19 protein-coding genes are annotated in these 19,552 nt (G+C 72.1%); 10 read left to right on the top strand and 9 right to left on the bottom strand.

The genetic code is table 11. The annotated features are described in order from the left end of the window. Window positions 1-17 precede the first annotated feature (17 nt). A complete protein-coding gene (locus F1734_RS08490) occupies window positions 18-1,181 on the bottom strand; it encodes a DNA recombination protein RmuC (RefSeq protein WP_026137639.1) in 1,164 nt (387 codons plus the stop codon). Between the two features lie 84 nt (window positions 1,182-1,265). Here F1734_RS08490 and F1734_RS08495 point away from each other — a divergent pair, with 84 nt between their 5' ends. Both F1734_RS08495 and F1734_RS08500 read left to right on the top strand, forming a co-directional pair. Next, window positions 1,266-2,441, top strand: coding sequence for an exonuclease SbcCD subunit D (locus F1734_RS08495; RefSeq protein WP_010592855.1), 1,176 nt, complete (start codon window positions 1,266-1,268; stop codon window positions 2,439-2,441). Beyond that, on the top strand, window positions 2,438-5,413 hold the full coding sequence (locus tag F1734_RS08500) for an AAA family ATPase (protein ID WP_017680266.1): 2,976 nt from the start codon (window positions 2,438-2,440) through the stop codon (window positions 5,411-5,413). The genes F1734_RS08495 and F1734_RS08500 overlap by 4 nt, the downstream gene beginning before the upstream one ends. Before the next feature lie 10 nt (window positions 5,414-5,423). Here F1734_RS08500 and F1734_RS08505 read toward each other — a convergent pair whose 3' ends face one another. Beyond that, a complete protein-coding gene (locus F1734_RS08505) occupies window positions 5,424-6,593 on the bottom strand; it encodes an AI-2E family transporter (protein ID WP_010592853.1) in 1,170 nt (389 codons plus the stop codon). 130 nt (window positions 6,594-6,723) lie between these two features. Between F1734_RS08505 and F1734_RS08510 the strand changes: the two genes are divergently transcribed. Genes F1734_RS08510 through ychF form a run of 3 tightly spaced genes read left to right on the top strand, consistent with a single transcriptional unit; the run spans window position 6,724 to window position 8,860 of the window. Next, a complete protein-coding gene (locus F1734_RS08510; RefSeq protein ID WP_010592852.1) occupies window positions 6,724-7,140 on the top strand; it encodes a hypothetical protein in 417 nt (138 codons plus the stop codon). Next, window positions 7,127-7,768, top strand: coding sequence for a class I SAM-dependent methyltransferase (locus F1734_RS08515; protein WP_017680265.1), 642 nt, complete (start codon window positions 7,127-7,129; stop codon window positions 7,766-7,768). Before F1734_RS08510 ends, F1734_RS08515 begins: the two co-directional genes overlap by 14 nt. A gap of 12 nt (window positions 7,769-7,780) precedes the next feature. Then, window positions 7,781-8,860, top strand: coding sequence for a redox-regulated ATPase YchF (ychF, locus tag F1734_RS08520; RefSeq protein ID WP_017680264.1), 1,080 nt, complete (start codon window positions 7,781-7,783; stop codon window positions 8,858-8,860). Window positions 8,861-8,947: 87 nt separating this feature from the next. Here ychF and F1734_RS08525 read toward each other — a convergent pair whose 3' ends face one another. From F1734_RS08525 to F1734_RS08535, 3 genes are all read right to left on the bottom strand, one after another. Continuing rightward, window positions 8,948-9,925: a pseudouridine synthase gene (locus F1734_RS08525; protein WP_010592554.1), complete on the bottom strand. Its 978-nt coding sequence runs from the start codon at window positions 9,923-9,925 to the stop codon at window positions 8,948-8,950. Window positions 9,926-10,046: 121 nt separating this feature from the next. After that, window positions 10,047-11,009, bottom strand: coding sequence for a hypothetical protein (locus F1734_RS08530; RefSeq protein ID WP_102031923.1), 963 nt, complete (start codon window positions 11,007-11,009; stop codon window positions 10,047-10,049). Between the two features lie 159 nt (window positions 11,010-11,168). Further along, window positions 11,169-11,783 (bottom strand): class I SAM-dependent methyltransferase, encoded by a 615-nt coding sequence (locus tag F1734_RS08535; RefSeq protein WP_010592552.1) that lies wholly within the window; start codon window positions 11,781-11,783, stop codon window positions 11,169-11,171. Between the two features lie 308 nt (window positions 11,784-12,091). On the opposite strand from F1734_RS08535, the gene F1734_RS08540 reads away from it, so the two are divergent. From F1734_RS08540 to F1734_RS08550, 3 genes are all read left to right on the top strand, one after another. Continuing rightward, entirely contained in the window at window positions 12,092-12,562 is a 471-nt protein-coding gene (locus tag F1734_RS08540) for a nitroreductase family deazaflavin-dependent oxidoreductase (RefSeq protein WP_040275315.1), read from the top strand. A 281-nt stretch (window positions 12,563-12,843) separates the two neighbouring features. Beyond that, window positions 12,844-13,050, top strand: a complete 207-nt coding sequence (locus tag F1734_RS08545; protein ID WP_040275512.1) for a hypothetical protein — start codon at window positions 12,844-12,846, stop codon at window positions 13,048-13,050. An 81-nt stretch (window positions 13,051-13,131) separates the two neighbouring features. Further along, window positions 13,132-14,355, top strand: coding sequence for an EAL domain-containing protein (locus F1734_RS08550; protein WP_140188396.1), 1,224 nt, complete (start codon window positions 13,132-13,134; stop codon window positions 14,353-14,355). Here F1734_RS08550 and F1734_RS08555 read toward each other — a convergent pair. Together F1734_RS08555 and F1734_RS08560 are read right to left on the bottom strand one after the other, a co-directional pair. Next, a complete protein-coding gene (locus F1734_RS08555; RefSeq protein ID WP_203011517.1) occupies window positions 14,342-15,964 on the bottom strand; it encodes an FAD-binding oxidoreductase in 1,623 nt (540 codons plus the stop codon). The two genes, F1734_RS08550 and F1734_RS08555, sit on opposite strands and share 14 nt — an antisense overlap. 25 nt (window positions 15,965-15,989) lie before the next feature. After that, window positions 15,990-17,645, bottom strand: coding sequence for an alkaline phosphatase D family protein (locus tag F1734_RS08560; protein WP_010592548.1), 1,656 nt, complete (start codon window positions 17,643-17,645; stop codon window positions 15,990-15,992). Between the two features lie 192 nt (window positions 17,646-17,837). Here F1734_RS08560 and F1734_RS08565 point away from each other — a divergent pair, with 192 nt between their 5' ends. Continuing rightward, complete coding sequence (locus tag F1734_RS08565; protein WP_026137637.1) at window positions 17,838-18,068, top strand: hypothetical protein; 231 nt, start codon at window positions 17,838-17,840, stop codon at window positions 18,066-18,068. A 43-nt stretch (window positions 18,069-18,111) separates the two neighbouring features. Here the strand turns inward: F1734_RS08565 and F1734_RS08570 are convergent, their stop codons facing one another. Together F1734_RS08570 and F1734_RS08575 are read right to left on the bottom strand one after the other, a co-directional pair. Then, window positions 18,112-18,594, bottom strand: a complete 483-nt coding sequence (locus tag F1734_RS08570) for an SRPBCC family protein (RefSeq protein WP_010592546.1) — start codon at window positions 18,592-18,594, stop codon at window positions 18,112-18,114. Then, a complete protein-coding gene (locus tag F1734_RS08575; RefSeq protein ID WP_010592545.1) occupies window positions 18,591-18,923 on the bottom strand; it encodes an ArsR/SmtB family transcription factor in 333 nt (110 codons plus the stop codon). The genes F1734_RS08570 and F1734_RS08575 overlap by 4 nt, the downstream gene beginning before the upstream one ends. Window positions 18,924-18,989: 66 nt before the next feature. On the opposite strand from F1734_RS08575, the gene F1734_RS08580 reads away from it, so the two are divergent. After that, window positions 18,990-19,487, top strand: a complete 498-nt coding sequence (locus F1734_RS08580; RefSeq protein ID WP_026137636.1) for a DUF2505 domain-containing protein — start codon at window positions 18,990-18,992, stop codon at window positions 19,485-19,487. Window positions 19,488-19,552: the final 65 nt, after the last annotated feature.

Genomic DNA, 19,552 nt, shown 5'->3' on the forward strand with positions numbered 1-19,552 from the left:
ACACTAGACCCCTCGGGTCAACTTGCTTCGTCGACAGGACCGTCGGACTCGGAAGTATCCGTCGGCGTCACGCGGCGCGGCCACGCATCGACCGGTCGCACCTCCGGGTGTTCGCCGTCGAAGATCTCCAGTTCGCTCAGCTTCCGGGCCGTCACCCCGACCCGGGACTCCATCGACGCGACGGTCAGGTTGAACGAGTCGACGGCCTTGCCCAGCTGGGACCCGAGCCGATCGAGGTGTCCGCCGACGACCCCGATCCGCTGATACAGCTCCCGGCCGAGCTGGTGGATCGTCGCGGCCTCCTTCGACAGGGCCTCCTGGCGCCAGGTGTGCGCGATGGTGCGCAGCAGCGCCACGAGGGTGGTGGGGGTGGCCAGGATCACGTTCCGCGCGAACGCGTACTCGAGCAGGTCCGAATCCGCGGCCAGCGCCGCATCGAGGAACGGGTCGCCGGGAACGAACAGCACCACGAACTCGGGCGTCGGATCGAACGATTCCCAATAGGCCTTCGCCGAGAGCTGGTCGACATGCGTGCGTACCTGACGGGCGTGCCGCACCAGGTGCTGGTCACGCCGAGCGACGTCCTCCTCCTGGGCGGCGTCGAGATAGGCGGCGAACGGCACCTTCGCATCCACGACGATCTGCTTGCCACCGGCGAGATACACCAGCAGATCCGGGCGGACCCCGTCCCGGGTGACCTGGGTGTCGAAGTCGCAGTGCCGCACCATGCCGGCGAGCTCGACGACGCGTTCGAGCTGGATCTCGCCCCACCGTCCGCGCACCTGCGGGGCGCGCAGGGCCGTCACCAGCTGCTGCGTCTGCGTCGAGAGCAGCTGCGAGGCGCGGTGCATGCCTTCGACCTGCTCGGTGAGACCGGCGTACGCGTGCACCCGGTTGCGCTCGACGTGCTCCACCTGCCGGGCGAGCGCCCCCACTGCCTCCTGCAAGGGTCCGACGAGACGTGAGACCTGTTCACCGATCGCGCCCGAATGGCGGCGGGCGGAGTCCTCGCTCACGGCGCCGAGCGCTTGCCGCAGCTGCCCCTCGTTCTCGCGCAGGGCCGCGAGCTGGGCCTCCGCCCGCGCGGCGCGGTCGCCGCTGCGGGCGGCGTGCAGCAACCAGCCGACAACCACGCCGAGCGCGAGGGCCGCGAGCAACGCCAGTGCCGTGAGTGCCGTCATGGTGCGCATGATGCCCGAGTGGACCGACAGGCTCACCCGGACCGGGCGACGGCGTGTCGGTGCGCTGCTCTACGGTCTGACGGCATGCGGATCCTGCACACCTCGGACTGGCACATCGGCCGCACCTTCCACGGTGTGGATCTGCTGTCCGACCAGGCCCAGGCCCTCGCCGCCCTCGCCGACCTCGTCGCCGAGCGGCACGTCGACGTGGTCGTGGTGGCCGGGGACGTCTACGACCGCTCCATCCCGAGTGCCGATGCCGTCGCGGTGTGCAACGCGGGGCTCGAAGCGATCCGCGCGGCCGGTGCCGTCATCGTCGCGACGTCCGGCAACCACGACTCGCCCGTCCGCCTGGGCGCGGGCGCGGCGTTCGCCGCCGAGGGCGGGCTGCATCTGATCACCCGGGTCTCCCAGATCGACCGGCCCGTCCTGCTCGACGATGCCCACGGCACCGTCGCCTTCTACGGCATCCCCTACCTGGAGCCGGAGATCACCCGCGCCGACCTGGGCGTGCCCGAGGCGCGCTCACACGCGGAGATCCTCGGCGCGGCGATGAACCGGGTCCGCGCCGACGCCCGCGCCCGCGGCGTCCGCGCCGTGGTTCTCGCGCACGCCTTCGTCGTCGGCGCCGAAGCCTCCGGTTCCGAGCGGTCCATCTCGGTCGGCGGCGTCGAAACCGTCCCGGCGTCGGCGTTCGACGGCGTCGACTACGTCGCGCTCGGTCATCTGCACTCCCCGCAGACCGTCGCCGAGCACGTCCGTTACTCGGGTTCGCCGCTGCCGTACTCGTTCGGGGAGCGCACCCATCGCAAAGCCGTGTGGCTCGTCGAGCTGGATGCGGCCGGGCGGGCGGGCGTCGAGCGTGTCGACCTGCCAGTCGTGCGGGGCCTGAGCCGTCTCACCGGCGTCCTCGACGAGCTGCTCACCGACGACGCGCACGCCGCGGCGGAGGAGCACTACGTCTCGGCCGTTCTCACCGACGCCGTGCGCCCCCTCGACGCGATGCGTCGGCTGCAGGCCCGTTTCCCCCGGGCCGTCCACGTCGAGTGGGACCCGCCCGTCGCGACCTCGACCGGCACCTATCGGCAGAAGGTGCGCGGCCGGACCGACCTCGACATCGCCCGGGAGTTCCTCACCGACGTGCGCTCCGAGCCGTCCGCGCGGGAGCTGCGCTGGGTACAGCAGGCGCTGCGCGACGTCGACCGCGCCGCGGGTGTCGGAACCGAGCAGACCGTCGCACCGGGGGAGGCGTCCGCGTGAGGCTGCACCAGCTGGAGGTCACCGCGTTCGGCCCGTTCGCCGACACCGTGCGGGTGGACTTCGACGAACTCGGCGCCGACGGACTGTTCCTGCTGCACGGCCGCACCGGCGCCGGCAAGACCTCCATCCTCGATGCGGTGGCGTTCGCCCTGTACGGCACGGTGCCCGGGGCCCGCGCCGACGGGCGCCGGCTGCTGTCCGATCACGCCCCCGCCGGCACCGCACCCCAGGTGAGCCTCGAGGCGACCGTCGCCGGCCGGCGGCTGCGGATCGTGCGCAGCCCCGACTACGAGCGTCCGAAGCTGCGCGGGACCGGGACCGTCAAGCAGAACGCCAAAGCGAGCCTGACCTGGCTCGACGGCTCGGGTGAGCACCTCTCCCGGCTGCCCGACATCGGGGAGGCCGTCCGGCGGCTGCTCGGGATGAGCGCCGAGCAGTTCTTCCAGGTCGTGCTGCTGCCGCAGGGCGAGTTCGCGAAGTTCCTGCGCGCCGACAGCGAGGACCGCGGCAAGCTGCTCGAGCGGCTGTTCGACACCACCCGATTCGGCTCCGTCGAACGCTGGTTCAAGGACCGGCGCAGTGCCGCAGCCACCCGCCTCGAGGAACAGCAGCGTGCCGTCGACCTGCTCCTCGCCAAGGTCAGCGCGGCCGCCGGCCTCGAGGCGGGCGCCGACTCCGAACCGGTCGTGTGGGCGCATCGACTGCGCGACGACGCCGCCGAGAACCGGGACCTCGCGCTGGCGGCACTCGACCGTGCGCGCGCCGACGACATCCGCGATCGGGCGGCCCTCGCGGAGGCGACCGAGCTGCGACGGTGCCAGGAACGCCGCGCCCGCGCGGTCGCCGAGCTCGCCGAGCTGGATGCCGCGGCCGCCGAGCTGCAGACTTTGACCGCCGAACTCGACACGGCCCGGCGGGCGGCGCCGGTCGTCGAGATCGCCCGGGACGCGCACCGCGCCGCCGAAGCCGCCGCCACCGCCCATGCCGCCGCGGTGGACGCGGCCGCGCCCCTCGCCGCCGACCGGGAGGGTCGGGCCCTCGTCGCGCAGCTCGACGGTTCCCCCGCCGACGCCGACCGCGGACTGATCCGGCCCCACGAACAGCGTTGGTCGGCGGAGGTGGTCCGCCTCGACGGCCTGCTCGAGCAGGAGCAGCGGCTGATCCTGCTCGAGACCGACCGCGCCGCCCTGCAGCAGCAGCGCCGCGATCTGGCGGTGCGCGCCGAACGGATCGCCGAGGAACTGGACGAACTCCCCGGTCGCCGCGACGCTGCGGAGAAGGCCGCGCGCGAGTCCGAGCAGGCCGCCGCCACCCTTCCCCGGCTCGAGGCCGACCTCACGCGAACCAGCGACGCCCTCGCCGCCGCCACCGAACTGCAGAACCTGGCCCCGCAGCTGCACCGGCTCGAGGACGAGGTCGTCGCCCGTCGCGACGCACACCTCGACGCGCGCACCGCCCTGCTCGACGTGCGTGAGCGCCGCATCGCCGGGATGGCCGCGGAACTGGCCACCGAGCTGGTCGACGGGCATCCGTGCGTGGTGTGCGGAGCCACCGCTCATCCGTCCCCGGCCCGGCCGGCGCCGGACACCGCCACCAAGGCGGACGAGGACGCGGCCCGGGACGCCGAGCAGCGAGCCGGCGCGGAACTGACGCGGGCGCAGGCGGCCGTCGCGGACCTCGCCAACACCGTCGCGGTGCTGCGGCAGCGCTGCGGCGACGCCGGTCTCGAAGAACTCACCGAGGCGCGGGCCGGGGCCGCCGCCGCGCACGCCGCGGCGGCGGCCACCGCGGCCGAATGCGAGCGCCACCGCGGTGAGATCGCGCGGCTGCGCCAGCTCGACGCCGACCTGCGCGAGCAGGCGCACGCGGTGGATGTCGAGGCCGCCCAGGCTGCGCACCGCGAGGAGAGCGCCGCCGCGGAGGCCGACGAGATCCGTGCCCGCATCACCGCGGCAGCCGGGGACGAAGACTCCCTCGCCACCCGCCGACGTCGGATCGCGACGCTCGCCGCCGCCGCGGCGAACCTGCTCGACGCCCGGGTTCGGGCCGCGAACGCGGCGACGAGCGCGCGCGAACGTGCCCGGGAGGCGGCCGCAGCCGCGGAACGGGCGGGATTCGCGAGCGTCGAGCAGGCCCTGGCGGCCGTCCGTCCCGAGGCGCGTCTGCGCGAGATCGACCAGGTGCTGCGCGCGGCGGCCGACCGGCGCGCGGCGGCGCAGGGCGTGCTCGACGACCCGGATACGGCACGGGTCGGCGACGACCCGGTGGACCTGGCCGAACCGGAGGGCGCGGTCGCGCGCAGTGCGGCCGCACTGGCCGCGGCCGTCTCCGCAGCCTCCGAGGCCGAGCGACGCCACGCCGACATCGAGAAGTTCGCGACGCGCCTCGAAGACGAGTACGCGAAGCTGGTGCCGCTGCGGGACGAGCAGGCCGAACTCGCGGCCCTCGCCGAAGTCGTCGCGGGCACCGGGCAGAATGCGCGCAAGATGTCGCTGCGCTCGTACGTCCTCGCGGCCCGCCTCGAGGAGGTCGCCGAATCGGCCTCGGTGCGGCTGCGGCGCATGTCCGGTGGCCGCTACGAGTTCGTGCACTCCGATGCGGCAGGCACGCACGGCAAGCGCGGTGGCCTCGGGCTCGACATCCACGACGAATACACCGGTGTGGTGCGGTCCACGAAGACCCTCTCGGGCGGCGAGTCGTTCCAGGCGTCGCTGGCGCTGGCGCTCGGGCTCGCAGATGTCGTCGCCGCCGAATCCGGGGGACTGGTGCTCGACACGATGTTCATCGACGAGGGGTTCGGCACGCTCGACGCCGACGCGCTCGACGCGGTGATGGGCGTGCTCGACGAACTGCGCGCCGGCGGCCGGGTGGTCGGCGTGGTCAGCCACGTCGACGAAATGCGTCAGCGTATCCCCAGCCGCCTGCACGTCGTGCGCGGCCGCGCCGGGTCCACGGTGGAGATCGCCGGCTGAGCCCGGCCGATCAGGCCGGGCCGGGCTCGGCCGGTGCCGGTGGCAGTGCCGGGGTCTCCTCGGTCGTCTCGAGTTCGTCCGTCGCAGCGCTGCGCTCGTCGATCTGCTCGCCGACGTAACGCAGCACCACCGCGGCGACGGCCGCGACGGGGACGGCGAGGAACGCGCCGATGATGCCGAACAGCGACGATCCTGCGGTGACGGCGAGCAGCACGACCACCGCATGCAGATGCATGCTGCGCGACTGCAGCACGGGCTGGAGCACGTTCCCCTCGAGCTGCTGCACCGCGATGATGATGACGAGAACGATGATCGCGGTGGTCAGCCCGTTCGCGACGAGCGCCACGAGGACGGCGAGCGCTCCGGCGACGAAGGCACCGACGATCGGGATGAACCCACCGATGAAGGTGAGGATCGCCAGCACCGGCGCCAGCGGCACCCCGAGGATGACCAGGCCCAGACCGATGAAGAACGCGTCGATGAAGCTGACGAGCGCCTGCGTGCGGATGAACCCGCCGAGGGTGTTCCACATCCGGATCAGCACCTCTTCCAGGTGCCGCCCGGCACGACCGCCACCGACGGCGTGCACCCACGGGATGAATCGCGGCCCGTCCTTGATGAAGAAGAACACCAGGACGAGGACCAGGCCGATCGTCACCAGCAGGGAACCGGCCGTGCTGACGCCGGTGAACACGCCGCTGGCGATGGTGGCGCCGCTCTCCTGGACCTTGTCGATCACGACCTGGGTCGCGTTCTCGAGCTGCTCGTCCTTCAGGTTGAACGGGGGGCCCTGCACCCAGTCCAGCACCTTGTTGATGCCGTCGGTGGTCTTGTTCGCGAGTTCCGGTGCCTGCGCCACCACCGACGGGACGATGCCCGCGATGATGCCGCCGACGATCGCGAAGAACAGGAACAGCGTCAGGCCGGCGGAGGCCGCGGGCGGCACGCCGCGCTTCATCATGCCGCGGGTGGGCGGCCACAGCATGGTGGCGACGACGATCGCCAGTGCCACGGGCAGGACGATCACCCACATCTTCTCGATGATCCAGCCGATGACCAGCGCGCCCGCCGCGATCACGACCAGCGCCGCCGACCACTTCGCCAGCGCCAGCCCGCCGGAGGCGATCAGCGTGGTGCGGTCCGGTTTCGGTGCCGGTGGCTTGCGCTCGGTGCTCTGCACATCGCTCAACGGACGGTCCTTCCGATGCTCTCGACGCCGCGGATCGGGCTCCGTCTGCAATCTACGGGAACGGCGGCTCGGGGGGCGGTTCACCGGCGCGAAACCCACGGATCGTGGCAGGCTTTCGGCCATGAAGAAGTTCACCGCCGTGCTGGCCGCGAGTGCCGCGGCTGTCGTGCTCGTGTCCTGCAGTTCCGGTGACGACGCGTCGAACGAGTCCGATGCGGCGCGCACAACGATCGGCGGGGCCGCCTCGAGCCTCGCCTCGGCCGCGTCGAGCGTCGCCGAGCGGGCGCGCGGCGCCTTCGACGAGGCGAAGCTCGCGACGTTCGTGGCCGCGTTCCGCACCGGCTACCCCAACCTCGCCGCCGACCGCGACGACGCCTCCATCGAGGCGATCGTCATCGAGACGTGCCCGCTGATCGACTCCGGCGCGAGCGATCAGGAGGTGATCGCCAAGGTCGGCGAGCTGGCGCAGAACGGGGACACCGCGCCCACCGAGGAGCAGGCCGGCCGGATCTCGCAACTCGTCCGTGTCGCCTGCTGACGACCGGGGCATCGGGTCGAGCTCCGCGACGCGATGGCAGTCCGAGCGTAGCGCCGACGACTCCCGCGCCTACATCGAGCGGTTCGCCGAACTCGCGCACGCGGGGACGGATCTGCACGGCGAGGCCCGGTTCGTCGACGTGCTCGTCCCGCGTGGCGCGCGGATCCTCGACGCCGGCTGCGGCACCGGCCGCGTCGGGCTCGAGCTGGCCCGGCGGGGCCATCGGGTGACCGCGGTCGATCTCGACCCGGTGCTCGTGGAGGCGGCCCGGTCGCACCCGGAGCTGACCGTGCATCTCGCCGACCTGGCGCAGCTGGATCTGCCGGGCCCGAGGTTCGATGCGGTGGTTTCGGCCGGCAACGTGATGGTGTTCCTCGCGCCCGGCTCCGAGCGGTCCGTGCTCGGGCGGATCGCCGCGCACCTGCGCCCGGGCGGGGTGTTCGTCGCCGGGTTCACCACCGGCGCGGCATACCGTCCGTCGCAGTTCGCCGCCGACCTCGCGGCCGCCGGCCTGGTACTCGAGCAGCGTTTCGCCACCTGGGACCTGCGGCCGTGGCACGACGACGCCGACTGGCTGGTGGCCGTCGCGCGCCGTGCGGATGACGGGGGCGTGACCGCGACCCCGTAGAATATCGATTCTGTGAGCCTAACCCTCGGAATCGTCGGTCTTCCCAACGTCGGAAAGTCGACGCTGTTCAACGCGCTGACCAAGAACGAAGTGCTTGCCGCGAACTACCCGTTCGCCACCATCGAGCCGAACGTCGGCGTCGTCGAGCTGCCCGATCCGCGGCTGGAGCGGCTCGCCGAGATCTTCGGGTCGCAGCGCATCCTGCCTGCGACCGTGTCGTTCGTCGACATCGCCGGCATCGTCAAGGGCGCCTCCGAGGGCGCCGGGCTCGGCAACAAGTTCCTCGCCAACATCCGCGAGGCCGACGCCATCTGCCAGGTCGTGCGGGTGTTCGCCGACGACGACGTCGTCCACGTCGACGGCCGCGTCGACCCGCTCGCGGACATCGAGATCATCGAGACGGAGCTGATCCTCGCCGACCTGCAGACCCTGGAGAAGGCCCTGCCGCGCCTCGAGAAGGAGGCGAAGAAGAACAAGGAACTCAAGCCGCTGTTCGACGAGGCCGTCAAGGCCCAGGGCGTGCTCAACGAGGGGAAGACCCTGTTCGCGGCGAAGGACTCGCTCGACTTCGGCCTGCTGCGCGAGCTGAACCTCATGACGACCAAGCCGTTCCTGTACGTGTTCAACGCGGACGAGGCGGTGCTCACCGACGAGGCGAAGCAGCAGGAGCTCCGCGCGGCCGTCGCGCCGGCCGACTGTGTGTTCCTCGACGCGAAGGTCGAATCCGAGCTGATCGAGCTCGAGGCCGACGAGGCCCAGGAACTGCTCGAGTCCATCGGACAGACCGAGCCGGGCCTGCACTCGCTCGCCCGCGTCGGCTTCCACACTCTCGGCCTGCAGACCTACCTCACCGCCGGTCCGAAAGAGGCCCGGGCCTGGACCATCCCGCAGGGCGCGACCGCCCCGCAGGCCGCCGGTGTCATCCACTCCGACTTCGAGCGGGGCTTCATCAAAGCCGAGGTCGTCTCCTTCGAGGACCTCGACTCGGCCGGATCGATGGCCGAGGCGAAGGCCCGCGGCAAGGTCCGCATGGAGGGCAAGGACTACGTCATGGCGGACGGCGACGTCGTGGAGTTCCGCTTCAACGTGTAGTGGGGCCCCGACGTCGGGGACACCGGCTCGGTGTCTGCCGTCGCCTCCCCCAGGTTGCCGAGCGCGACGCCACCGCGCACGCTGCGCTCAGCACCCCGGCACGGGTGCCTCGCCCAGCGTCCGGCGGGTGACGAACCTCCGCGGCGTCCCCGACAGCGGATCTCTGAATTCCAGTTCCCGCGCGAGCAATTGGAGTGGGAGGGAATGATCGTCCGGGGCCTCGGGCAGCAGGTCGGGATACCAACGGTCGCCCAGGATCCCGGCGCCGAGCGCCGCCAGATGCACCCGCAACTGGTGCATCCGTCCGGTGTGTGGACGCAGAACCGTGTGCAGCACAGCACGTCCGGAGGCGCTCACGCCGGTCCCGCACACCTCCACCACCGTCTCGGCATTGGGCTCACGGAGGTTGTCGACGACCACCCGTAGTTCGCCGCGCCGCGCCTCGATGTGGTTGCGGTAGACGGTGGGCAGGGCGCGACCGGCAAGCGCCGGTGCGTCCGGGTCCCACCCGGGCGGTCGCGCCGACACCGCCTCGTAAACCTTGACGACCCGCCGCTTTTCGAACAGCGACTGGTAGGCGCCGCGCGTCGCGGGGCGGGCCGAGAACATCACCAGGCCGGCGGTCGCTCGGTCGAGTCGATGGATCGGTGTCAGGTCCGGGTTGTCGAGGCGGGTCCGCAACCGGACGAGCGCGGACTCGCGCAGGTATCGTCCGCCCGGGGTGGTCGGGAGGAAGTGCGGTTTGTCGATCACGACGAGATCGTCGTCGACATGCAGGATCTCCTCCTGGAACGGCATCGGTTCCTCCACCGGCAGATCGCGGTAGTACCAGATGAACCGGTGCGCGCCCAGCGCGGTGCCACGACCGATCGGACTGCCGTCGGAACCCACGATCTCGCCGGCGTCGAACCGCCGGTACAGGTCGTCGGCGTCCAGGTGGTCGAACCTCGCGACGACGTACGCGGCGATCGTTGCCCACGGGCCCGACGCCGGGACGCGCAGGCGCGTCGGTCCGATCCCGTCCTTGACGGGAAGCGGTGAGGGCATCGGCACGCCCGTCATCATCCCACCGCCTGCCGGCTCGTCCGCGCCGCGGGTCGGGCCGAGACGTGGGTGGGACGGTCCGGCCCACAAGCGATCGCCGGGCCCCGCGGCGCGGAACCCGGCGATCTGCTGCGACGGTCGATCAGTGGAGCCCGACGACCTCCTGGGCGATGGCGGCCAGGCGGGTCTGGGCGGCCGACACGACCCCGTGCCGGTTCTTGTGGGCCTCCTCGTATGCGACGATCGCGCGCACGTCGGCCGGTTCGGTCAGTTCCTTGACCTCGGCGACCGCCTGGGAGACGTTGAGGCTGTCGTAGTCGGCGATCGGAAGTTCCTCGGCGGAGAGGATGCCGGTGGCGCTGCGCGCCGTGTGGATGGCCCGGGCGGTCCCGTCCGCACCTTCGCGGCGGGTGATCCGTTCGGCGGTCTCGAGCGCCGCGTCCCGGCTGGCCGTGAGGGTCTTGCTGGCGACGTCGCCGGCATGTGCGCCACGGGCCAGCAGCGACCCCAGGGCGGGCCGGGTCGAGCGGGCGGCGTCGATCGCGCGGTCGATGCCGCGCGTGGACCACATCAGCGGGACGTTGACGATGCGCACGGCCGCGCCGGCGGCGGCCTGCAGCGGGGTCCGTCGCAGCGCGGCGGGCCCGCCGAGGGCGTCCTCGGCCAGGACGGTGGTCAACCACTCCACGGTCGCGCTGTGGGCGGTGATCAGACGATCGGCCAGGCCGACGACCGCGGGGGTCTGGGCGGCCGTGGCGAGGGCCTTGAGGTAGCGGGCGCGGTCGAGAAGCTGGTGCTCGAGCGCGAGGTCGCCCAGGAGCGCCTCGTCGAACGGCTGGGCCTGTTCGGCCATGGCCTTCACCGCGGCGGCGGCGCGGCCGACGAACGGGCCGATGACGTCGGGCAGGCCGCCCAGTTCGCGGATGGTGCGTTCGATGGCCTCGGCGCGGTCGCGGCCGTTGGCTGCGTTCTCGGTCAGTTCGCGGCGGACCGCCTCGGTGCGGGCCTGGGCGATCCGGGTCTCGGCGACCTGGATCTCGGTGTTGGTCAGGTCGAGCAGTGCTCGCAGCTGGGTGAGCAGCGTGGCGGTGTCGGTCTTGGTCATCGTGCGTTCGCTCCTTCGGTCGATGTCATCGATGGGGCTCACCGACGTGACATCGTTCGGCTACCCGGCACCTACCGACGGGTAACACTGTGTGAGGGAGAACACATCCGAGGGGGCGTGACCTGCGTCCGGGTCCGGCACCGGCGGAAGGGACGGGGATCAGTCCGCGCGCGACAGCACCGCGACCAGGAACCCGGACCCGTCGGTGAACGGGCGCAGATCCCAGGTCGAGAGCTTCAGGTCCACCGCGAGACCGCCGGCCGCGGCGTCGGCGAGGAACTGCGGGAACTCGTAGCCCCGGTCCGCGCCGAACCCCACGACCGCCCGACCCGTCGGGGCGAGATGACGGGCGAAGCCCGCCAGGACCGCACCGCGAGTGGAGGGCGCCAGGAAGGTCATCACGTTGCCCGCGCAGACGATGACATCGAAATCGGCCGCGACACCGCGGGCCGGCAGATCCAGTTCGGCGAGATCGCCGACGAGCCAGGTCGGGCCGGGATGGTCCTGTTCCGCAGCAGCGATCAGGACCGGATCCACGTCGACGCCGACCACCACGTGACCGGCATCGTGCAGATAGCCACCGATCCGTCCCGGGCCGCAGCCCGCGTCGAGGACTCGTCCGCCGCGGTCGAGCATGGCGTCGACCAGCCGGGCTTCGCCGACGATGTCCTTGCCTTCCGACGCCATCGTCCGGAACCGCTCGACGTACCAGGTGGAATGTGCGGGGTCGGCCGCGGTGATCTCTTCCCACTGGCTCGGGGTGCGATCGCTCATCGTCGTTCCTCCTCGATTCGGCGGGGCTGCGGTCCCCCGTGCGGCGGCCGTGGACCCCGCGGGGCGGCCGTAGAGCCGGCACGGCGGGCCGCAGTCACCGTATGCGGTCACCTTAGGCACCCGGGGTGGAGCTCTGTCGAGCGCACCCGCCGGCGCTCCGGCTGCGCAGACCCGTTCGATGACCGGTCACCTGCCGGGACCGGTTGACATCCGTGTGCCCGACCGCGAACGTGCAGTGGACGAGTCCGGCAGACGCTGCGCGGGTGCGCGAGTCCGGCTCACCTGTCCTCCGTACAGAGGAGTGCGATGTGAAGTCCGACTCCCGGCCCGGCGAGCCCCGCCGGTATCGCAGGGGCCGCACCCACCGCCTGGAGAACGTCGTGATGAGCGCGTTGGTGCGGGCCGGCGTCGTCCCGCATTCGTACCTGCTGACCACTCGAGGGCGTCGCACCGGCCGCACCCGCGCCAACCCCGTCACCGTCGTCGAGCATGCGGGCCGGCGCTGGCTGGTGGCGCCCTACGGTGCGGTGCCGTGGGTGCTCAACGCGCGCGCCTCCGGCCGCGTGGGCCTGACCCGCCGCTTCCGCACCCGCCACTACGCGATCCGAGAGGTGCCGGCGCACGAGGCCGGCCCGGTCCTGCGGACGTACGTCGGCGTCGCGTCCGCCACCCGGGACTACTTCCGGGCCGGCCGCGACGCCTCGACGGAGGAATTCGAGGCGGAGGCCGACCGCCACCCGGTATTCGAACTCACCCCGGACCGCCGGCCCGAGAACTGAACGACGACGGACGACGGACGCGCTCGGCTGCGTCGGCCCCGATTCCCGACGGGGAGGTGCCCGCAGTTCTCGAAGAGGGACTGCGCCCGCGCGGAGATGCGGTCGCCGAAGCGCCACTACCGGCCCTGTTATTCGTTCGTGATCGAATGTTGCCGTTCGGTGATGTGAGTGAGGGTGGGAACGTCACCGGAGGGAGGAATGCTCGTGCACGGCAGGCTCACGAGTATCAGCAGCAACGGTCGAGCGCGGCCGTGCGGTGCGCACGAGGTTGGGACGTGACCATGGCGACCACACCGGCAATCCCCGAGATCTCCGGCGAACGGGCTGCAACGCTCGTCGAGAGTCCGAGAGTCGGGTGGATCCTGCTCGCGCTCTTCGGTCTCGGCGGTGGCCTGGTGGCGGCGTCGATCGCCGGGTCGCTCCTGATCGGGGTGTCGGTGGTGGTGCTCGTCGGCGGCCTCGCCGCGGTGCTCGTCGCCGCCGTCTGACCCCGGTCCCGGCTGGGGAAGGTCGGGACCGGTCCCTCGTCCGGCCTTTGCCGGGCAGGTCGCCCGTGCGACGCTGGGCACATGGTGTTCGTCCTCGCCGATCCCTCCCGGCCCGCGGTTCCCGGGGCCGCGGGTCTGCAGGTGACGCCGTTCTACGCGCCGGTGCGCCGCCTCGACTCGGGTGCGCTCGCCGCGGTGGAGGTCCAGCTGCGCGGACCCGCAGACGGGCCGCTCGCCACCGCGGAGGCGCTGCGGGCCGCGGCACGGACGATGAGCGAGAAGCGGCACCTCGACCGCCTCAAATGGTCGGTCGCGCAGTCGCGGCCGGTCCGGACCGTTCCCGCGCTGGTGGCGATGGACATCGAATCGGTCGAGACCCTGGACGTCCCCGACGCGGAAGGGTTGCGGCACGATGTCGTGGTGATCACCGAGGAGTCCCTGATCGCCGACCCGTCGCGGACGTTGCGCGCGGTGGCCGACGCCCGTCGCCGCGGCAAGGTCGTCGCCGTCGACGACGTCGGGTCGCGGCCGCAGTCCCTGGCCCTGCTGCCGCTCGTCGAGCCGGACGTGATCGTCCTGGCGCCGCGGCTGTCGGCCCACCGCGCGGACGATGCCACGGCCCGTACCGCGCACGCCGTGGCCGCACAGGTCGAACGGACCGGTGCGCTGGTGATCGCGGACGGCGTCGATACGGAACTGTGCCGGCGACGGGCCCTGGCCCTCGGGGCCACCTACGGGCTCGGGGCGCTCTATCCCGCAGTCGACACCCCGGAACAGCTCGCGGGGGACAGGGTCGACCCCTTCCCGCCCATCCCCGTCCGCGGCGCACCCTCCGCGGAGACGAGCACACCGTTCGCGATCGCCTCGGACGGGCGCCGGCCCGTGCACAGCGTCAAGCGTCTGCTCGTCGCGATGAGCACGAGTCTCGAGAATCAGGCCGGCGCCGCGGGCCCGGAGACCATCGTGCTCGGCACCTTCCAGTACGCCCGCAACTTCGGGGAGCGCACCCGAGCGCGCTGGCAGTACCTGGCGGATCGGGTCGCGTACGCCGGGGTGTACGGCGTGGGCCTCGGACCCTGCGCGGAGGCACGCATTCACCACGCGTCGCTGGACCCGGACGACCCGCTCGTCGAGGAGTGGAACGTCGTCGTCCTCGGCCCGTACTTCGCGTGTGTCCTGTCGGCCGTGGACCGGCATCGGGGCACCGACGACCTCGATCGCGAGTTCGACTACGTCGTCTCGTACGACCGCGGCACCGTGGTGCGGTGTGCCCGTTCGATCCTGGACCGGTTCACGACGGCGTAGGACGGTCCGGCACGGGACCGATCAGCACCCCCGGATTCAGGATGCCCGCCGGATCGAGCGCCGCCTTGGCCGCCTGCAGGACCGCGGCGAACGGGCCGGGCCGTTGACGGTCGTACCAGGGCCGGTGATCGCGGCCGATCGCGTGGTGGTGGGTGATCGTGCCGCCGGCGCTCAGGAGTGCCTCCGACACGGCGGCCTTGATGTCGTCCCACTGCGCCACCGTGCTGCCCCACCGGCCCGCGGCGTAGATGCCGAAGTAGGGGGCGGGGCCGTCCGGGTACACGTGACTGAACCGGCATGCGACCACCCCCGTCGCGCCCGCCCGGCGCAGCGCCTCGTTCGCGGCGTCGTGCACCGCCTCCCGCAGGGTGTCGAAAACGTCCCAGGTGCACGCGGTTTCGAAGGTCTCGACGATCATCGATCGGGCGGCCAGGGCATCGCGCAGGTACGGCATGCGCAGGAACGACGACCGCCACCGTCCCGCGGCGCCCGTGTCGGTCCCGTCCCCGGACGAGTGCCGCGGCGGCTCCGGCAGGGTGCCGCCGTGCCCGCGGCACAGGTCGACAGCCCGGTCCAACCACGCGTCCACCGGGTGATCGGCGGACTCGAAGGCGAGCAGGAGGACACCGCCGGGGGACGCCGTGCCCGCGTTGACGAACGCCTCGACGGGGTCCAGCAGCCGGCAGTTGGCGGGACGCAGCCCCGACTGGGCGACGGCGCGCGTCGCGGCCACCGCCGCGCCGTAGTCGGCGAAGTGCACCGAGGCGTCGGCTCGCCACCGGGGGCGAGGCTGCAGCCGCATCCAGGCCTCGGTCACGATTCCGCGCGTCCCCTCGGAGCCGAGGAACAGGCGATCCGGTGACGGACCCGCTCCCGAGCCGGGCAGGCGCCGCGACTCGCACGTGCCCGCGGGGGTGACGACCCGCATCGACTCGACCAGATCGTCGATGTGGGTGTACCCGGTCGCGAAGTGACCTCCCGAACGCGTCGCCAGCCAGCCGCCCAGGGTGGAGAACTCGAAGGACTGCGGGAAGTGCCGCAGCGTCAGACCGGACGGGCGCAGGCCGTCCTCGAGCGCCGGGCCCAGGGTGCCCGCCCCGATGCGGGCCGCCCGGCTCGTGGGGTCGATCTCCCGAACCCCCTCGAGGCCGGTGAGATCCAGGCTCACCACACCGGCGAAGTCGCCGTCCACTCGCGGCTCGACACCACCGACGACGGAACTGCCGCCGCCGAACGGGATCACGGCGACGCGCGCCCCGGCGCACCAGTCCAGCACGTCCACGATCTCGGTTTCGGTGGTCGGCCGCACGACGAGATCGGGCGGATGGCGCAGGTCGCCGAGCAGGTTCCGCACCACATCCCGGAACGCGCGGCCGTGGGTGTGGGCTGCCCGATCCACCGGGTCGGAGGAACACAGCGGCGCAAGGGAATCGGGCGCCGCGATGCGTGCGGGCGGTAGTCCGAGCGACGCGATGTCCGGTGGCGGGTGGTCGGTCAGGTCGGCGCCGGGCAGCAGAGCCGAGGCGCGTGCGATCAGCTCCCGCAGTTCCCCGCCGCGTACGGCGTCCTCGACGGTGCCCCAGCCCCACCACGAACGCGTTCGGGTCACGACGCCCGCACCGGCGTGCGCGGTCTCACGGGGCGCCCTCCGGTGCCGACAGCACCAGGTCGGCGGTGGTGGTGAAGCCGACGGGCCCGCGCGGGACCCGTTCGGAACGTTCCAGCAGCAGATGGGCGGCGCGGCCGGCCAGGCGCAGCGTCGCGATCTGGTTGCCGAAGAACGGCCCGGTCGCGCGGGTCCACTCGATCGGTACCGGGGGCACCTCCGACACCCGTCCGAGCACGAAACGCACGGCCCGTTCCATCGCCCGGCTCCAGGAGACGCGGAACACCGCCCGGACCGCGGCGGGCACATAGTTGTGCAACGGCGAGCAGGTCAGCTGGAACACCCGGGTCGACATCGGATCCGGGAACCGTGCCTGCGCGACGTAGGCGTGGTGCACGTCGCCCGAGAGCACGCAGATCGTGGCCGGCGGACGGCCGGACGGTCCGGTGCAGCGGCCCCGGCCGATCTCCGCGAAGAGCCGGGCGAGCCGGTCGAACGAGTCGCGGAACGCCGCCCAGTGCTCGAGGTCCGCGCCGCGGCGGACGATCTCCGCCCAGCCGGCGACCCGTTTTCCGCGCACCCCGGCGGCGAGCCGCTCGTCCCAGGACTCGAGGTCGTGCAGCGCCCGCGGCAGCAGCCAGGGCAGCGACGTCCCGACGAGCAGGTGGTCGTAGTCGCCCTCCGTCTGCCGCTCGATCCAGGAGAACTCCGGGTCCGAGACCATCTCGCGACGCCCGCCGGCCAGGATCCGGCCGCAGCGCGAGTCGATCACCAGCAACCGGACGTTCCCGAGGTCGCGCCGGAAGGACCACAGGGTGCCCTTCGCGCCGTCGGCCTCCTCGTCCGCGGCCGACGCGAATTCCCGCAGCAGCGGCTCAGCATCCCCGTCGCACTTGCGGACGCGCTGGTACAGCTCGTTGCCCGCGAGCTCGGCGGGATCGAGGTTGCCGAGGTGCTGGTACACCCAGTACGACGCGAGGGCGCCGACGATGCGTTCCTCCCACCACGAGGTGGCTTCGACCTCGTCGCGCCAGGACTGCGAGGTGTTCCAGTCGTCGTGCACGTCGTGGTCGTCGAAGATCATCGAGGTGGGGACGGTGGACAGCAGCCAGCGCACGTGGGGGTCGGACCACGACTCGGCGTAGAGCCAGGTGTACTCCTCGTAGTTGCGGACCTGCGGGCCGGGAGGCTCGTCGAGGTCGTGGCGCTCGCGGACCCGCTCGAGGGTCTGGGCGGACAGTTCGTCGGCGTAGACCTGGTCGCCGAGGAGCAGCAGCGCGTCGGGCCAGCGGTCCGGTGCCCGGGTCGTCATGCGCTGCGCGTACGCGTCGAGCGCGTCGGCGCCGAGCTTGTCGTCGTTCTCGGTGGCGGCCGTGGTGGCGAACCGGCACGAACCGAAGATCAGTTCGAGGGGGCGGCCGGTGCCGAGGGTGCGGACGACGGACGCCGGGAAGTCGGGGGGCGGCCAGACCGGATGTCCGTCGAGGCGGACCTCGTACGGAGTGGTCGAGCCGGACTCGAGGTCGTCGATCACCACCAGTGCGTAGTGGTGACCGGCAACGGTCCAGGTGTGTTCCCGGTGGCCGAGGATCTCGACGGTGCACGGGTCCGACGTCTCCACCCACACGGTGGCGTCGCGGCGACCGACGTGCCGCAGGACCGGACCCAGGACGAGTTCTGCCATGGCGCCACCTACATCGGAGTTCGGCTCGGCGTTACAGCCATGCGCACGAGCCTACTGGCGCGCGGGGTCTGCGCGGTCCGGCTCGGCCGATTCGTCGTCGGGGGTGGTGCCGGGTGCCGATGCGGAGGATGGTGAGGGGTGCCGGGTGACCGGCGGACAGATGCGCACTGCGAGGGGAACGGAGCGGAGCAGTTGAGTACTCAGCCCAGGTCCGAGGACCCACTGGAGAACATCGACGAGGACACGAAGCGCCGGGCATCGGAGCAGGCGGAGGAGATGCAGCGCCGGTACGAGCCGGGGGCGCGCCCCACGGTGACGCTGCCCGGAACCGGGGGGACGGTGTCGGGCACGGCGTTCGCCGACATCGTCGAGACGGGGAGCGACGAGGTCGACGAGGAGGGCGACACCGCCCCCGGCCGGTGATGCCCGCAGGCCGTGGCACCCGCACTGCGGGTGCCGGGCGCGGTCACGTCCGGGCGAGCAGTGCGTCCAGTGCCGCGTAGCTCTGGCCGAGACCCTCGGCCATGCCGGAGTTCAGCATGCCGTCGCGTTCCTCGGAGGTGTGGAACTGCGAGACGGTGACCACGCGGGTGCGGCCGTCGCCGAGGTCTTCGAACGTCGCGGTGTCGATGGCGACGTACGCCGGCATGCCGTCCCATTCGAAGGACTGGACGATGCGGTCCTTGGGGGTGATCTCCCGGAATCGCCCTTCGAATCCGTGGGCTTCACCGTCGCTGTGCTCGACGAACCGCCAGTGTCCACCCCGTTCGAACTCGAAGCGTTCGACGTCGAGGCGGTTGCCCCGGCCCCACCACCGGGCGAGCAGCTCGGGGTCGGTGTAGGCGGCCCAGACGCGGTCGCGGTCGGCGTCGAAGACGCGCTCGACCCGGATCTCCCGCTCGTGGGGAGTCGTGACCGTAAGCGGGGCAGAGGGATTCGTGGTTGTCATGGCGTTCCTTTCGTTCGGTCGAGGAACTCCGCAAGGCGGTCCATGCGGCCCTCGATCATCTGCTGGTGGTCGCGGATCCAGTCCGCTTCGTGCTCGAGTCGGTTGATGCCGAGCCGGCAGTGGCGCACGCGGCCCTTCTTCTCGGTGACGACGAGACCTGCCTCCTCGAGGAGCCGGACGTGTTTCGTGATCCCGGTCGGTGTCATCCGGTACCGGGCGGCCAGGTCGCTGATCGAGGCCGGTCCGGCGCGCAGATCCTGGAGGATCCCGCGCCGGGTCGGGTCCGACAGCGCCGCGAACGTGGCATCGAGACTCGAATACTGAACCATCAGGTTCAGTGTTGCAGGGCTGCGGAGCCCTGTCAACGGTCCCGACCGGCCGATACTGTGCAGTTCATGCCGAAGTCCTTCGCCTTCACCACCGAGCTGGACCACCACGTCCGCGACGTGCACGCGGTGCTGCTCGACGAGCGGTACTGGCTCGACCGGGTGGCGGACCGGGCGAGTGCCACCGCGATCGTCGAGGAACCGCACGGTCCGGGCAGTGTGCGGGTGACCGTCACGGACCGGTCCGAACCCTCGGATCTGCCGTCGATCGTGCGCGGCGTGCTGCGCGGGCCGCTGATCGTCGAGCGCACCGACGAATGGGGTCCGCTGGTCGACGACGTCGCCGACGGGCTGCTGTCCGGAGGCGCCACCGGCCTGCCGGTCGCCCTCGAAGGACGATCCCGGCTGCGGACGAGCCGCACCGGTGGGACGTACGTCGACGTGCAGGGGCAGGTCGTCGTCCGGGTCCCGCTCCTCGGCGGCCGGATCGAGTCGATGGTGCACGGGATGGTCCAGCAGATCGTCGAGCACGATCGGATCGCGATCGCGGCGTGGCTGTCGCGCTGACCTGCCCCGACCGGTCCGGCAGCGCGCGTCGCGCGGCCGCCGCGGCGAGCGCTGTCGCCGGGATG

The sequence above is a fragment of the Rhodococcus ruber genome (assembly GCF_016804345.1).
In the GTDB taxonomy this organism is placed as follows: Bacteria; Actinomycetota; Actinomycetes; order Mycobacteriales; family Mycobacteriaceae; genus Rhodococcus; species Rhodococcus ruber.

What these genes read in the sequence shown, in the direction of transcription:
- F1734_RS08525 (WP_010592554.1), bottom strand. Translation starts at nt 9,925, where the DNA reads ATGATGACGGGCGTGCCGATGCCCTCACCGCTTCCCGTCAAGGACGGG.
- F1734_RS08550 (WP_140188396.1), top strand. Translation starts at nt 13,132, where the DNA reads ATGGTGTTCGTCCTCGCCGATCCCTCCCGGCCCGCGGTTCCCGGGGCC.
- F1734_RS08535 (WP_010592552.1), bottom strand. Translation starts at nt 11,783, where the DNA reads ATGAGCGATCGCACCCCGAGCCAGTGGGAAGAGATCACCGCGGCCGAC.
- F1734_RS08545 (WP_040275512.1), top strand. Translation starts at nt 12,844, where the DNA reads ATGGCGACCACACCGGCAATCCCCGAGATCTCCGGCGAACGGGCTGCA.
- F1734_RS08495 (WP_010592855.1), top strand. Translation starts at nt 1,266, where the DNA reads ATGCGGATCCTGCACACCTCGGACTGGCACATCGGCCGCACCTTCCAC.
- F1734_RS08570 (WP_010592546.1), bottom strand. Translation starts at nt 18,594, where the DNA reads ATGACAACCACGAATCCCTCTGCCCCGCTTACGGTCACGACTCCCCAC.
- F1734_RS08510 (WP_010592852.1), top strand. Translation starts at nt 6,724, where the DNA reads ATGAAGAAGTTCACCGCCGTGCTGGCCGCGAGTGCCGCGGCTGTCGTG.
- F1734_RS08490 (WP_026137639.1), bottom strand. Translation starts at nt 1,181, where the DNA reads ATGACGGCACTCACGGCACTGGCGTTGCTCGCGGCCCTCGCGCTCGGC.
- F1734_RS08580 (WP_026137636.1), top strand. Translation starts at nt 18,990, where the DNA reads ATGCCGAAGTCCTTCGCCTTCACCACCGAGCTGGACCACCACGTCCGC.
- F1734_RS08560 (WP_010592548.1), bottom strand. Translation starts at nt 17,645, where the DNA reads ATGGCAGAACTCGTCCTGGGTCCGGTCCTGCGGCACGTCGGTCGCCGC.
- F1734_RS08530 (WP_102031923.1), bottom strand. Translation starts at nt 11,009, where the DNA reads ATGACCAAGACCGACACCGCCACGCTGCTCACCCAGCTGCGAGCACTG.
- F1734_RS08575 (WP_010592545.1), bottom strand. Translation starts at nt 18,923, where the DNA reads ATGGTTCAGTATTCGAGTCTCGATGCCACGTTCGCGGCGCTGTCGGAC.